Origin of the sequence: Pseudomonas sp. MWU16-30316 (assembly GCF_020515645.1) — a bacterium.
Classification (GTDB): Bacteria; Pseudomonadota; Gammaproteobacteria; order Pseudomonadales; family Pseudomonadaceae; genus Aquipseudomonas; species Aquipseudomonas cerasi.
Map to the genome: position 1 here is coordinate 723,496 of NZ_JAIZAZ010000002.1, position 14,007 is coordinate 737,502.

The 14,007-nt window shown below is 54.0% G+C and carries 13 protein-coding genes and 5 pseudogenes; 4 read left to right on the forward strand and 14 right to left on the reverse strand.

Annotated features, from left to right (window positions below):
- Positions 1 to 8 precede the first annotated feature (8 nt).
- From aruF to LCH65_RS10150, 10 genes are all read right to left on the reverse strand, one after another.
- Positions 9 to 1,025 (reverse strand): arginine/ornithine succinyltransferase subunit alpha, encoded by a 1,017-nt coding sequence (gene aruF / locus LCH65_RS10105; RefSeq protein ID WP_226439342.1) that lies wholly within the window; start codon positions 1,023 to 1,025, stop codon positions 9 to 11.
- Between the two features lie 148 nt (positions 1,026 to 1,173).
- Positions 1,174 to 2,394, reverse strand: coding sequence for an aspartate aminotransferase family protein (locus LCH65_RS10110; RefSeq protein WP_226439343.1), 1,221 nt, complete (start codon positions 2,392 to 2,394; stop codon positions 1,174 to 1,176).
- Between the two features lie 176 nt (positions 2,395 to 2,570).
- On the reverse strand, positions 2,571 to 3,404 hold the full coding sequence (locus LCH65_RS10115) for an ATP-binding cassette domain-containing protein (RefSeq protein WP_260523817.1): 834 nt from the start codon (positions 3,402 to 3,404) through the stop codon (positions 2,571 to 2,573).
- A gap of 109 nt (positions 3,405 to 3,513) precedes the next feature.
- Positions 3,514 to 3,870 carry a RidA family protein gene (locus LCH65_RS10120; protein ID WP_226439344.1) on the reverse strand — a complete coding sequence of 119 codons (357 nt, stop codon included), beginning with the start codon at positions 3,868 to 3,870 and terminating at the stop codon, positions 3,514 to 3,516.
- A 16-nt stretch (positions 3,871 to 3,886) separates the two neighbouring features.
- Positions 3,887 to 5,263, reverse strand: a complete 1,377-nt coding sequence (locus LCH65_RS10125) for an NAD(P)/FAD-dependent oxidoreductase (protein ID WP_226439345.1) — start codon at positions 5,261 to 5,263, stop codon at positions 3,887 to 3,889.
- Positions 5,256 to 5,570 carry a (2Fe-2S)-binding protein gene (locus LCH65_RS10130; protein WP_226439346.1) on the reverse strand — a complete coding sequence of 105 codons (315 nt, stop codon included), beginning with the start codon at positions 5,568 to 5,570 and terminating at the stop codon, positions 5,256 to 5,258. The genes LCH65_RS10125 and LCH65_RS10130 overlap by 8 nt, the downstream gene beginning before the upstream one ends.
- Positions 5,560 to 6,687, reverse strand: a complete 1,128-nt coding sequence (locus LCH65_RS10135; protein ID WP_226439347.1) for an FAD-dependent oxidoreductase — start codon at positions 6,685 to 6,687, stop codon at positions 5,560 to 5,562. Before LCH65_RS10135 ends, LCH65_RS10130 begins: the two co-directional genes overlap by 11 nt.
- A gap of 37 nt (positions 6,688 to 6,724) precedes the next feature.
- The gene (locus LCH65_RS10140) at positions 6,725 to 7,573 is read right to left on the reverse strand and encodes a lysine/arginine/ornithine ABC transporter substrate-binding protein (protein WP_226439348.1); all 849 of its coding nucleotides are present in this window, start codon (positions 7,571 to 7,573) and stop codon (positions 6,725 to 6,727) included.
- A 39-nt stretch (positions 7,574 to 7,612) separates the two neighbouring features.
- On the reverse strand, positions 7,613 to 8,305 hold the full coding sequence (locus LCH65_RS10145) for an ABC transporter permease (protein ID WP_275967454.1): 693 nt from the start codon (positions 8,303 to 8,305) through the stop codon (positions 7,613 to 7,615).
- Positions 8,305 to 9,015, reverse strand: coding sequence for an ABC transporter permease subunit (locus LCH65_RS10150; protein WP_345945907.1), 711 nt, complete (start codon positions 9,013 to 9,015; stop codon positions 8,305 to 8,307). Before LCH65_RS10150 ends, LCH65_RS10145 begins: the two co-directional genes overlap by 1 nt.
- Before the next feature lie 187 nt (positions 9,016 to 9,202).
- Here LCH65_RS10150 and LCH65_RS10155 point away from each other — a divergent pair, with 187 nt between their 5' ends.
- Entirely contained in the window at positions 9,203 to 10,114 is a 912-nt protein-coding gene (locus tag LCH65_RS10155; protein ID WP_226439349.1) for a LysR substrate-binding domain-containing protein, read from the forward strand.
- 268 nt (positions 10,115 to 10,382) lie between these two features.
- Positions 10,383 to 10,529, forward strand: a pseudogene (locus LCH65_RS10160) (peptidase S24); the annotation flags it as partial.
- Positions 10,530 to 10,554: 25 nt separating this feature from the next.
- Here the strand turns inward: LCH65_RS10160 and LCH65_RS10165 are convergent.
- Positions 10,555 to 11,042: pseudogene (locus LCH65_RS10165) on the reverse strand (transposase); the annotation flags it as partial.
- Here LCH65_RS10165 and LCH65_RS10170 point away from each other — a divergent pair.
- Together LCH65_RS10170 and LCH65_RS10175 are read left to right on the forward strand one after the other, a co-directional pair.
- Positions 11,038 to 11,388 (forward strand): annotated as a pseudogene (locus LCH65_RS10170) (transposase); the annotation flags it as partial. The pseudogenes LCH65_RS10165 and LCH65_RS10170 overlap by 5 nt on opposite strands.
- A gap of 33 nt (positions 11,389 to 11,421) precedes the next feature.
- Positions 11,422 to 12,015: pseudogene (locus tag LCH65_RS10175) on the forward strand (Tn3 family transposase); the annotation flags it as partial.
- 227 nt (positions 12,016 to 12,242) lie between these two features.
- On the opposite strand, the gene LCH65_RS10180 reads toward LCH65_RS10175, so the two are convergent.
- The 3 genes and pseudogenes from LCH65_RS10180 to LCH65_RS10190 form a co-directional block, all read right to left on the reverse strand.
- Positions 12,243 to 12,725: a GNAT family N-acetyltransferase gene (locus LCH65_RS10180; RefSeq protein WP_226439350.1), complete on the reverse strand. Its 483-nt coding sequence runs from the start codon at positions 12,723 to 12,725 to the stop codon at positions 12,243 to 12,245.
- 172 nt (positions 12,726 to 12,897) lie between these two features.
- Positions 12,898 to 12,984 (reverse strand): annotated as a pseudogene (locus LCH65_RS10185) (resolvase); the annotation flags it as partial.
- A 416-nt stretch (positions 12,985 to 13,400) separates the two neighbouring features.
- Complete coding sequence (locus tag LCH65_RS10190) at positions 13,401 to 13,871, reverse strand: hypothetical protein (RefSeq protein WP_226439351.1); 471 nt, start codon at positions 13,869 to 13,871, stop codon at positions 13,401 to 13,403.
- Between the last annotated feature and the right edge of the window lie 136 nt (positions 13,872 to 14,007).

Genomic DNA, 14,007 nt, shown 5'->3' on the forward strand with positions numbered 1-14,007 from the left:
CTGCCTAGTTAAAGCGCCACCAAGCGGACGCTGGCACCTTCACCAACCGCCAAGGCGTCAGCGATTTCTGGGGTCAGCGTGGCAGGCGCGCCAGGCTCCCAATCAAGCTCTGCAACCACCGCTCGGAAGTCGCTGACCTCACCATTGATAACTAGAAAGGAGCGGGTGGAGTGAATCGTATTGCCGACCAGAACGTTCGCTTCGCTACTGCGGGCAATGGATCGGATACCCGCAGTACGGGCTTGTAGGGTTGGGCCGCCATCGAAGATGTCGATGTAACGGTCAGACTCAAATCCCTCTCGCATGAAGATGTCGAAACTGGCTTGTGCGCGGGGATGCACAGATGCCATTGCCTCTTGAGCGCCGCCTGACAGAAGCGGTACGTACAGAGGGTAATGGGGCATCACTTCAGCGAGAAAAGTCCGACTCTTGCGGCTGGATAACTCCTCTGCCTCGGGATAGGAAATGTTGAAAAAATTACGGCCGACCCCATTCCAGAATGGCGATTCATTGGCGTCATCGCTGTATCCCACAATCTCGGTTACCAGGACATCAGCAAATCGGTCTGGGTGGCTGGCAATAAAGAGCAGCCGCCCCCGCGAATTCAGCTCGGCAAAACGACCCGCCACCAATTCAGGCTTGATGTAAAAGCCGGTGAGAAGGCTGTGCCCAGTCAGGTCGTGGCAAAGGGAAAGCACATGCACTTTGTTGTGAACGCTGAGCTCACGTGAAGCATGAACGAACGTTTCATTACGGAAGCTGTAGAACGGTTCGGAGAATCCAGCAGAGGCTACGATGCCTGAACAACCGACCAACGATCCGCTGTCCGTATCCTCAAGGACGAACAGATAGCTTTCTTCGCCGTGAAAGCGTACTTCACCGGCGAAGGATGCTTCCGAGGCCAAGATCCTTTCACGGAGGCGGTCGGTGTTATCTGGCAGGGAGGTAACACCTACGGGGCTGTCAACAGCCAACTGTTGCACATTAGGCAGGTCAGCCAGTCGAACTGGGCGCATCACCAACATGGTGTTACTCCTTTGATCAGTTTTAGGTACACGACAATGTCCTCAGGCCCAAGAGACAGCGCTGGCGGCGATGCTCTTGGGATTTCACAACACAGTTGAGCGCTACCGAACTCGGCGAGAGGGGGTAGCCTGCTGTGTGACTAGGTGGTTAGCTTTGGGTCAGTCGGGAAATGGCGCGCTCCAGGCGATTGAGACCTTCCTTGATATCGGCGTCGGCGATAACGAGGCTTGGCGCGAATCGAACCACGTCCGGCCCTGCTTGCAAGACCATCAGGCCTTCACTTCCAGCTGCGTTGAATACGTCCTTAGCCCGACCCCGCCATGATTCCGAAAGAACTGCACCGATCAGCAGACCTATGCCCCGGATGTGAGAGAAAACGCCGTACTGCCGACCTATCTGTTCAAGACGGGACTTGAATTTCAGGTGCTTCGCGGTCACCCCCGCGAGGATTTCGGGTGTGTTGATCAAGTCCAGCGCTGCGCCAGATACGGCACATGCCAAGGGGTTACCGCCATAAGTAGTGCCGTGGGTGCCGACACCTAGATGCTTGGCGATCTGGGAAGTGGTGAGCATTGCACCGATTGGAAATCCGCCCCCCAGGCTTTTAGCGCTGGTAAGGATATCGGGCGTCACGCCATAGTGCTGATAGGCATAGAGATGACCGGTGCGCCCGAAACCACTTTGGATTTCATCGAAAATCAACAGCGCGCTATTCTCATCACAAAGCTGGCGAACGCCTTCCAAGTATGCTTTGTCAGCCAGTTGAACGCCGCTCTCACCCTGAATTGGTTCGATGATCACAGCGCATGTCTTAGCCGAAATGACTTCACTCAGTGCGGTTAGGTCATTGAATGGGATATGTGTGATCCCTTCGATTTTTGGGCCAAAGCCATCAGAGTATTTGGCTTGGCCTCCGACGTTCACGGTGAAAAGAGTTCGACCATGAAAGCTGTTGGTCATCGAAATAATTTCGTATTTCTCTGCACCACAAAGGTCATGAGCATATCGGCGGGCCAGCTTGAGAGCCGCTTCGTTGGCCTCCGCGCCTGAGTTGGCAAAGAAGACCTTGTCGGCGAAGGTAGCATCGGTCAGTTTCTTGGCCAACCGAAGTGCTGGCTCATTCGTGAAAACGTTGGAGACATGCCACAGCTTTTGCGCCTGCTCGGTGAGCGCATGGACTAGCACCGGATGAGCATGTCCAAGCGAGTTCACGGCAATACCACCTGCGAAATCTACCAACTCTCGTCCACTTTGATCCCATACTCGCGAGCCCAGCCCTCGTACTGGAATAAAACCGGCAGGAGAGTAATTAGGTGTCATTACTTGATCGAAATCAGCGCGGGTTATGTATTCGTATATATCTGACATGTCTTTTTTCCACAAATAATCGGCGACCGGCCATGAAGCAAAGTAGCGAAACTATGCTCGTGATTAATCAGCAAGTATCTGAAAATGAATGTTTAACTCACAAGGCTCAAATGGCCAAGACCCGCTTTGGGGAAATAACCAGGTATGAAATTACGATCCCGCTGTTAAACTCTGGATTATTTGAGACAGTTCGACAAAAACTTTTGCAACCGTTCACTCTGGGGAGTTTCAAGAATCTGTGCTCCACCTTCCTCCTCCACCAGCCCTTGATGGAGGAAAACGATTTTGCTGGAGACCTGCTTCGCAAACGCCATTTCATGAGTCACCATCAACATAGTCCTGCCTTCCTCGGCTAAAGACCTGATTACCTTCAAAACCTCTCCGACCAACTCAGGGTCAAGCGCTGAAGTCGGCTCGTCGAAAAGTAATACCTCAGGCTCCATGGCGAGGGCCCTAGCGATGGCAACCCGTTGTTGCTGGCCTCCAGAGAGGAACGAGGGGTACTGAGCAGACGAACGCGGAGGTAGCCCCACTTTGGCGAGATAGTGCTCCGCGCGTTCGACAGCTTCGTGTCTTGAGACACCGAGCACCTTCTGCGGGCCCAGACAGACGTTATCCAGCACAGTCATGTGATTCCACAGGTTAAAGTGCTGAAAAACCATCGCCAAACGAGACCGGAGTTTCTGGAGCTCCTTCGCTTTCGGCAGACGGTGTGCGCCGTCCGAGCCACCTATTTCTAGTCGATAATCACCAAGCTGGATTCTCCCAGCATCCGGCTGCTCCAGAAAATTCACACAACGCAGAAGGGTACTTTTCCCCGAACCACTGGCGCCAATCAGGCTGATTACATCGCCTTTCTCAGCATCCAGCGAGATCCCGCGAAGTACCTTGTGATCTCCATAGTGTTTATGAAGATCCGAGATACTCAGTATCGGTGAAGTGACACTAGGGCCAGTAACTGAGATTTCGTCGGCCAAAAGACGGGATGTGGCTTCTGAGGATATGGACATTAGACACCTTGTTCGTTATCTCAGCGCTCAACACGTCCTGCAAGGCGCTCGATGGTGATTGGTACTTTGCTAAAGTGTTTCGATGAGATCGCTATTTGATGAGTTAGCTTCAGCGAACTGCGGCAACCACGATGATCTCAATCAAGAGTTGCGGGTCGTCAAAAGCTACTTGGCAGGTTGCTCGGGCAGGACGACCATCTGATCCCAGCCAGTTGGCCCACTCTTCGTTCATAGGATCGAAATCCCTGACGATGTCAGCCAACCAGATTTGAGCCGAGAGAATGTGATCCTTGTCGCTGCCCGCCTGGATCAGGCGTTCCTCGATCTTGGCAAGCACTTCGCGAGTCTGGCCTCGGACATCCTGCGAGCAGTCGGCAGCCGTGATGCCAGCGAGCCAAACTACTCCGTTATGAATCACCGCACGGCTCAGGCGTGCATTACTTTCTTGTCGAACGATGGAAGTCATTTTGTGCGCTCCATATCTATTTTTCGGTCGCCAGTTCCAGAAGTGTTATGGGCTTCAATGGAGGGCGAATTCGGTAATACCCAACCTCTCCCGGACTCACCTGCCGGGCGGATGCTAGGATCTGTGTTACAGCCAAGCCACACTGTCTACCTTGGCAAGGCCCCATACCGCAGCGGCCAAATGCTTTGGTTTGATTCGGGCCCAAGCAGCCAAGAGCAGCGTACTGACGAACCGCCCCGGCAGTGACTTCCTCACAGCGACAGATGATCGTGTCATCTGCAGGGAGTTGCAGATCAGCGGTGGGTCGATAGAGTCTTTCCAGCATTGGTCGGATGCAGCGGTATTTATTCCATTCGCTGCGCACCGGTTGCGCCTCTGCCTCGGCATCCGTTTCGGAGACAACCTTGAGCGACATGGCGATCCCAATACCAGCCAGACGTCCTTGGAGGGCGGCAGCTTCAGCGCCGTTTACACCGGCGCCATCGCCAGCGATAAAAAAGCCCGGAACGCTCAGCTCTCCCCACCGGTCTTGATCTGCTACCCAGCAGACCTGGCCTTCATCCCAGCGGTGGGTTGCGCCAATTGCCAGCGTTGGATGTGTATTTGGAATAACACCTTGATGCAGCAGAACAAGGTCACAAGCAATTTGGCGCTTCGAACCGTTATGGCTGAAATTGATGGCCTTTGCTCCGCTCTCTCCCTCGATCCGGATATCGGTCACGCCCTGATACCAGTCGATGCCAGCGCGGCGTAAGCGCGCCATCAGGCCGATACCTTTCCAAAGTTGCCGCCATGCTGGAATCGCCGCTGGCAGGTAACGGAGGGATGCCCACAGATCGGGCCGCGTGCTGGTATCGACCAACGCTTTGATCTTCACGCCTGCTTGCAAATACTGGGTAGCGAGCAAATAAAGCAGAGGGCCGGTTCCTGCCAGTACCACCGCACCATTTGGAATACGCCCGCCGGTTTTGAGAAGAATCTGCCCGGCGCCAGCGGTCATGACGCCTGGAAGCGTCCAACCCGGTACTGGCATTGGGCGCTCATAGGCACCGCTGCAGAGAAGGATCCGGTCGGCGGTGGCCATATAGCTCTTTCCGCCGACTCGGTAATGCACCTCTCGCTCAGCGTTCAGCAGCCAGACCGAAGCATTGGGGACATAGTCGATTCCGCTGTCCAGAAATCTTGCGACTGCACTGCTGCCGGCAGCGTAATCTTTACCCAGAAGACTCTTACGCGTCTCAGAGGCGAGGCTTACTTCCCTGTAGATCTGACCACCAGGGGTAGCTTGTTCATCAAGTACACGGACGCTGACACCCTTTGCATGCAAATGCAGAGCGGCTGCAATGCCCGCGGGGCCCGCACCTAAAATGATGACCTGAACGTGATCAGACATTTCCGCTACCTTCGATCTTTACTGGAAAGTGAGTCTTGATTCTCATCCCTGGCTCCGTCCGCACCTGACAGGCCTGACGAGAAATACCGTTGATCTCCACTAGGCATTCGAAGCAAACGCCCATCATGCAATAGGCACCGCGAGGGGCCCCGCTGACGGGAGTTTTTCGGGTAGTAGAAATACCGGCATCAAGAAGTGCTGCTGCGAGATTTGCATTGTTAGGAACCTGGATTTTCTGCCCGTCAAATTCGATGACGACTCCAGATCCCTGATCATCTACGCTTCGAAATAGCGGTTTAGTGGACATTTTGGGCTACCTCATGTGCGACTTTCTTGAACCGCTGATCGCTGAACGTCTCAAGCTCATCTGGCGCAGCTCCGCCACAAATCCATGGAGCAACTTCATAGGCATGCACTGCAGCGAGTGTCACGCCACTGTGACAAGTCAACGCAAATACTCCAGGAAAGCTTGTCGATTCCTGATAGATCGGAAACCCATCCGGAGTTAAAACGCGAAGTGCACCCCATGCCCTTACAAGCTGGACGTTGGCGAGCACTGGGAAGCAGGAAACGGCTTGCTGGGCGATCTTCGACATCACGTTAGCGCTGACGGCATCGTTGAGGCCTGTCGCTTCGTTTGAATATCCAAGCTGGACACTCCCTTCCCCCGTCTGGCGAACGTAGTTCGTTGGGTAGTCGAGGAACGGAGGCAATCGCTCGGTAATCAAAATCTGGCCTCGGTTAGGCTCCAGTTGAAGCGATATCCCAACCTGGTCAGCTAACGCTCGATTGCCCAATCCGGCAGTCAGAGCCACCCGCTCGCAATTCCAGCTTCGACCATTGCCTGACAGCCTGTAGCCGGCGGTAGTGTGTTCAATCGAGTGGACTTCACAACCTGACTCGATTTTCACTCCCCGCCGCTGCACGGCCATGGTTAGCGCGCGAAGCAGTAGCAGTGGGTTCACGTGACCATCATCAGGCGAGAAACAAGCGCCAACTACGTCCGGCCCGACACTGGGCAATCGCTGACGCAGCTCGGTTGGGCTCAACTCCTCGAAGCGATAATTCCCTTCGAGAGCCTCTTTCAGCCAACGGAGCTGCCGTGTCTCTTCGGCTAAATCTTCCTGATTTAGGCAAAGGGTAAATCCGCCAGGTTGGCGCAAATGAACATCAACGCCAGTCTCGACCAGAAGGTCTTGAGCCAGTCGGGGCCAAGCGGCAGCTGAGCGAAGTGTCAATCGAGCATAGGCGGGCCTTCCATATCCTTTACCCTGAACCCATACCAGACCGAAGTTTCCCCGTGCAGCTCGCCAGGCGATGTCGCCCTGATCCAGCAGCCGCACAGACACTCCCTTGCAGGCTAGACCGTAGGCTGTTGCCAAACCGACTAGGCCACCCCCTACGACGATAGTTTCACCACTCATCACATGCCGCTCCGCTCAACCTGGAAGTTTTAATCGCTTATTCCAATGGCGTGACGTCAGACTTCAGCCACTTCTCAGAAAGCTTCTTGACTGTCCCGTCCTTCACGGCACTGGTGATCGCGGCGTCAAATTTCGCTTTCAATTCAGTGTCAGATTTACGCAAACCCACACCGATACCGGGGCCGAAAACGCCACCGGAGAACAATGGCCCAGCCATCTTGGCGCCCTGCATGGACGGCTCTTGTTTTGCCAAATTCAGAAGCACAGCGTTAGCCAAGACTGCGTCGATACGACCACTGATCAAATCCATGTTGTGGGCATCGACGGTTTTGTATTCACGCACCTCCACAATCTTCGATAGGTACTTTTCAGCGAATGCCGAGGCGGTTGTAGAGCCCTGAACGCCCATCACCTTGCCTTTCAACAGAGGAGTCATCTTTGCCACCAAGGTTTCAGCGCCTGCCTCATCCTTGTCGAGATTGATGCTGGTTCCAGCACCTGGAAGGCTCGCGAGGCTGCTGCCGTCGGCGACCAGGAAGCCATTAACTGGGGCAGCGTAGGCACGGCTGAAGCCGATCACTTCTTGCCGCTTGGGGGTGATACTCATGCCCGCGATGATCGCGTCGGTCTGACCCGCGTTGAGCGAGGGAATCAGTCCATCCCAATCATGCGCGGTGATCTCGCAGCGAACCTTCATTCGCTCACAGAGATCGTGAGCCAAATCGATTTCAAAACCATCCAGCTGTCCACCTGGCTTGATGAAGTTCCAAGGGGCGTAAGCACCTTCAGTAGAAATTCTTACCAATGGCGTTTCATCTGCATTGGCCGTAGCTGCGCATACACCTGAGAGCATTACTGCGCTCAACATCAGACTTTTAAACCGCATAGTGAGCTTCCTCATTTTGGATTGGGCAGGTTTATGCAATCAACTACGAGCGCGCCGCATGCCCCGTGTGAGTCGGGCTTCTATTAGATTCACGACGCGCGTTACCACAAAATTGAAAAATAGGTACAGGGCTCCAGCACAGACAAACACTTCAATGGGTCTATAGGTTTGGGAGACCAATTTTGCCGCTATCCCGGTCACTTCCATCAGAGTCACAATCGAAGCGAGAGAAGTAGATTTGATTTGAAGAATTATTTCGTTTCCATAAGCCGGGAGCATTTGGCGCCAAGCTTGGGGCAATATCACACACCGCCAAATCTGGTCTCGCCGCAACCCAATCGATACAGCCGATTCAATTTGGCCGCGATCAACCGAGTTGATGCCGCCTCGAAGGATTTCGCTTGTGTAGGCCGCTGTATTGAGCGCAAGAGCCGCCAGCACGCACCAGTAAGCCTCTCGTAGGTACGGCCACATAAAGCTTTCTCTGAGCCATGGGAACTGCCCAAGCCCGTAATAAATAACATAGAGCTGAACTAGCAGTGGCGTACCCCGAAAGATGGAGACGAAGATCCGCGCTGGATAATCAAGCCACGCTTTTTTTGATAACCGCATGGCGCAGAGACAAGACGCCAAGACAAAGCCAACCGCACAGGAGAACATCGAGAGCCCAAGAGTAAGCGGGACGCCAGTCAGTAAGCGCTTGAAACAATCAAGCATGAATCCGAAGTCCATTACGATCTCCTCATCGGCTGGTTTAGCTTGTGTTCCAGCCGGCCAATGAGGTGGCTGCTAAAAGTGCTTATGGCGTAATAGAGGGCGGCGGCGGTGCCATAGAATATGAAAGGTTGGTGAGTGGCCCCAGCACCTATTCCTGACTGCCGCATAAGCTCAACCAAGCCCACAACGCTTATCAAGGCGGAGTCTTTCAGTACGAGCAACCAAACATTGCCAAGCCCTGGCAGAGCAATTCGTAGCGCTTGGGGGGCGACGATCAATGCAAAAAGCTTGAAATTCCCAAGGCCCAAGGATCGGCCTGCCTCTATCGTGCCTAAAGGGACGCTATGGACTGCTCCTCGCAAGACCTCAAGCTGATAGGCTCCACTTATAACCGAGATGGCAATTACACCTACAAGAAAACCTGGAATCCCTGTGAACCCTTGAATGCCTATGGATTGGGCGACTTGGGTAAGAACCATGGTGCTGCCGAAATAAAAAAGGTAAATAACCAATAGATCGGGAACACCACGCAGGATGGTCGTATAAAGATCTGCAACTACGCGCAGCAATACAAATCGGGATAATTTCGCCCAGCAACCCAGGCAGCCAATGACCAGACCTGAGGAAAATCCACACACTGATATTGCGCAGGTCATCAACGCTGCGAGCAGCATGTCGGATGCCCACCCTTGGTCGCCGAAGCTCATTATCTGGAAGAAATTCACGGATTAACTCCACGGGCGACTAGCGCTAAACAGTGGTTAATTTTCGGCAGGTAGGTGAAGCCAAGAGTGCTAAGATCGGTTCGTTTTTCTTATTGGTTACGCTTTTTTTGCAATTTCGCATGAATTCGCCATAATTCAAAATCAAGAATCACTGTGTTCAGTATGTGCAAATATGATAGGTGGTGACATGCGTATCAATCCGCGTCAGGTCGAGGCGTTCCATGCGGTTATGCGCACAGGCAGCATGACGGGGGCTGCGAACCTTATGTCCATAACCCAGCCGGCGGTGACCCGGCTTATCCGTGACTTTGAAGACGCAATCGGTTTGCCCCTGTTCGAACGCAGGGGGAATCAGCTCATCCCCACGCCTCAGGCGGCGGCGCTGATCCCTGAAGTAGAGCGGTCATTCATTGGGCTGGAACGTATTGGGCGTCTTGCTGCTGGGATACGGGAGCATACCGCTGGGTCGATACGAATCGCCGCGATGCCCGCCGTGGCAAACACCCTGTTGCCCCGCTTTCTCGCTGAGTTCCTGCAAGTACGCCCTGATTTGCAAATCAGCATTCTTGGGGTGCCTTCGCATCAGGTCGTTGAAATGGTATCCGCCGGACAGGTCGATATCGGTTATGCCGAGGGCCCCCTGAACCCACATGGCGTTGAAATGCAGGCCATCGATATGGATGCTGTGGCGGTAATGCCATCTGATCATCCAATGAGTGCATTGAAGGTTGTGGTGCCAATCGATTTTCAAGGGCAAAGGTTCATTGGGCTAAGGCCAGGGTCTATTTTTTCTTCAGGCGTGCAATTAGCCCTTGCCCAGGTTCCGCGCCTTACCCGCCTCGAAACAAGTCTGACCTATACGGCGTGTGCATTGGTTTCTCAAGGTCTTGGCGTCAGCATCGTAGACCCACCCACCGCCTTGGACTTCATTGGGAAGGGGCTGGAAATGCGTCCTCTCTCAGTCAAGATCGATACTGGTTTTCTCGTCATCCGCTCCAATAAATCCTCACAGCAAATGCTCACTGAGGAGTTCTCAGCACAGTTCCTGCACTTCTACCGCAGTAGCCCAGGCTTGGTCAGGGTGCGGCCCGAAGCTTGATTTGAGCGGCCCGATCCAAGCCGCTTGGATAACCATTCACATCCAATAGCGATTGAAGCGGCATTCCGGATAGTCTCGCCCATCCAGCCTGATGTTGACGGTGGTGGATAGCTGACTTGGGGCGCAGATTGAGCAGGTGGGCTGCTAGGCCATCAACTTGGACGAAATTGCTGTCGCCTCTCTTCGTCGCAATTGTACGCAAACGGTTGACCGGTAACCGGGATCAAAGTCAACTGTATGTATGCACAGTATTTGCGAATTCAGCATCATGGTCACCATCCTTGGCCCGCTTTCTACTTCCGATGCCCAGCTTCGACTCTACTCGTACCGCGTGCCGGCTGGCTTCCCGTCCCCAGCAGCCGACCATCTTGAGCAGAAGATCTCGCTCGACGAGCTCCTTGATCGTAAGCGTCCAGCCCAGCCTCCTTGCAAACAGCCGCTCATCGCAACGGCAACAACTCATCAATCCTGCTGTTGGGCCATGTCGGGAGCTTTTCCAACGTATCGCGCAGCCATGCGGGGCAAGCCCATTAAGTTTCGCCGTCGCCAGCAAGCTCTGGATCGCAGCTGCGCGGCATCCCGCTCGCTCAGAGCCAGTAAATAACCAGTTCTTCTTACCCACCGCTATGGGCCTGATCACATTTTCAACTGCGTTTTTATCGATAGGTAAATCACCGCTGCGGGCATAGCGTGACAACGCCACCCAGCGCTTGAGGCTGTAGTCCATCGCCTTGGCCAAGCTGCTGCCGTTCGCTACCCCTTGGCGGGTCGATAGCATCCACTCATGCATGTCTTGCAGCTTGGCCAGCGCCTCGCTGGTGCGCAGATGCTTGCGTGCATCACAGGTCAACATTTTTCCCCGTGATTCGATTTCGTACAATTGAGCGATCCGTAGTAAAGCCTGCGCCGCCACCGCGCTTTGATTGGCTCCACGCGCGCTTGTGCCCGAAGGCTCGGCCACGGCCAAGGCACTGGATTACAGCCTGAAACGCTGGGTAGCGCTGACGCGCTACCTGGACGATGGTGCTGTGCCCATCGATAACAACGCCTGCGAAAACACGATCAGGCCGTGGGCACTTGGCCGTTCCAACTGGCTATTCGCCGGGTCGCTGCGCAGCGGTAAGCGAGCAGCGGCGATCATGAGCTTGATCCAGTCGGCGCGCATGAACGGGCATGATCCGTATGCTTATCTCAAGGATGTGCTGATGCGGTTGCCAACGCAGAAGGCTAGTGAGATCGAGCAGCTCCTGCCACATCAGTGGATGCTGGGCTGACCTACGCAAGGCGTATTCCCCGTACGCTTACTACGCATCCGCGATTTGCCCCCCAAGCGCCTTTACATGTTCAATCCGGCAGGGACGCCGAAGGATTTGCGCAAGCTATTCGGCGGCAAAATACGAGAGGAGCTGATTGTTGCTAACTAGCCTGACCTATTCCGCTGCGCGGCTACCATGGCCGTCGGAAAGATCAAGCCGAGTCAGTTGCTCCGCAAGCTCGCCTCCTACCCACGCCAGAACGATCTGGCGGTTGCGCTGCGTGAGGTGGGTCGTGTGGAGCGAACACTCTTTATTATAGAGTGGATCCTCGACACGGACATGCAGCGGCGCGCCCAGATCGGCCTCAACAAGGGTGAGGGTCACCATGCTCTCAAGAATGCGTTGCGCATCGGCCGCCAGGGCGAAATACGTGACCGCACCACCGAAGGGCAGCATTACCGGATTGCTGGTCTCAACCTGCTCACCTCAATCATCATCTACTGGAACACCATCCACATCGGTAACGCGGTCGCCGAACGACAAAGGGAAGGGCTAGATATGCCGCCCGAACTTCTGGCGCACATCTCTCCGCTAGGTTGGGCGCACATATTATTGACAGGCGAATATCTCTGGCCCAAGCCGTAAGCCCTTAGAGTGTCATTTCGCCCCCAGCCGGAACCGACCCCTATTTCTATGGCTACGAGACCAAGTTCGAGGCCGGCGGCGCCGCTGTACCAGAGAACCCATCGTATCCTTCTGTTGCGGCAACGGTAGAGCCCTCTCGCTATATCGCCAAGCCGCGCCGGATCGCCCGCGCACAGCTTCATTACAAGTATGGACCGAACACCCGGAGCGGACATTGTAGTGCGATCTTACTTTAGTGGCAAAACGCCCGCATCTGTCGGCCTGAAACCGCAACTTTCGAGATAGAATGGTCTCAAGCTGGCTTCGAAATCGACATGAAGCCAGTCACAGCCAGCTTGCCTTGATCCATCGATAGCGAGCGTAATCAATCTTCTGGCAACACCATGACGTTGAAGTGATGGGTCCACCATCGTGTCCAGGATGAAAGCGTGTACTCCACCATCCCAAGCCACGTTCACGAAGCCGACCAATTTTTCCGATTGACGGGCACATGTCCAACCGAGGCTGAAACGGTCTAGCTTTGCCGCCCAATCGTAGTCACTTATTGGATGCTCAAAGCATACCGCATGAAGAGCGTTAATCTCGTTGTTTTCAAAATCGCCGCGCCACTCTACACAGAGTTCATTGCCATCGGCAAGCCGCTGGCTCACCCTCGTCTCGGCATCCAATACTCGTTCAGCCAGTGGCGTTACGGAGGCTTTGGTGGGCATCGTAGTTTCCGTTGTGTCTGTGACTGTTGAAAACCGACTTAAGAAGGCCCAGTGGGGGTCGCTTCAGGAAACGGAAAATAAAGCACGTTAAGCCGATTTTAGCGGCCGCAAAGGCCTGATCTAGCACTCATCAAGTCGGACGGCGCTGCGCCAGATAACCCATATAAATTGGTTATTTAGCTTGTTCAAGCTGATCTCGGATTTTGAGAACGGTCGTTGTTGAGCAAGCGGCGTGACGGGCGGTTGCTCGGATGCCTAAGCTTCAGAAGCGATTTTTGCTGCCTCTGCAGCGGCCGCTTCATCAGCAATGCGCTTGGCTTCAGCTTCGGCGGCTAACCTGGCAGCTTCTGCTGCTGCGGCCTCATCAGCGATACGCTTAGCTTCTGCCTCAGCCGCAAGTCTCGCCGCCTCAGCGGCTGCGGCTTCATCGGCAATGCGTTTAGCTTCTGCTTCCGCTGCAAGGCGTGCTTGCTCAACAGCAGCGACTTCTTCTGGCGTCAGCTGTTTAGTAATTGCAAGTGCGCCTTCGCCTTTGACTACGATCTCAAACGGTGTAGCGTTCAGATTTTGCGCGACGTATTGAAGCTGAGCTGCCGTCTGTTCGCCTACCGCAGTTTTGAGGTTGTCTGGGATAGCGTTGTAGGTAATGTTGCCAGCAGAAATTTTACCATCGAACTAGTAGTTTTCTACGGCGTCTTTATTAATACTCCCTTCGACCTTGAAGGAAGCGTTTTCTATCCAGGTCAGTAACTGCCAGTCTTTAACTGAGCCTAGTGCAGGAATATTCTCTACAAGAATTGGAGTGACCACACCCATTGGTGCGGCTGCTATGGCTGCATCAAGAAGCTGGCTGGAAAAGTTTGAAGAGTTCAAGCCGAAGCTTGCGATAGCAGTTTCTGTTGCAGCACCTTTTCCATATACAAAATGCCCTAAAGCAGAAACGGGTTTTAGTTGATTACCTGTCAAACCAGGGGACAAGGGTACGCCACCTGCAACATAATGCAAACTGGCGTAAAACAGTGAACTATTTACGTCAAACCCTGGATTCATATAAATATAATTTTCAGCAAATGGTACCACTTGTAAGTCATATGTGAATCCTGGAGCAACGCCACCAATCTGGTCATTGGCAAGTTTGATTAACATCTCGCGCCAAAGACCTTGAGCATAGTAAGGATTACGAGACTGCTGCTGAGCTAAAAAATGACCGCTGGGCTCTGAATTTGACCGCCCCCATTTGACCGCGTTTCTGGATATCCAAATTGTATAGCAGTTATACTAG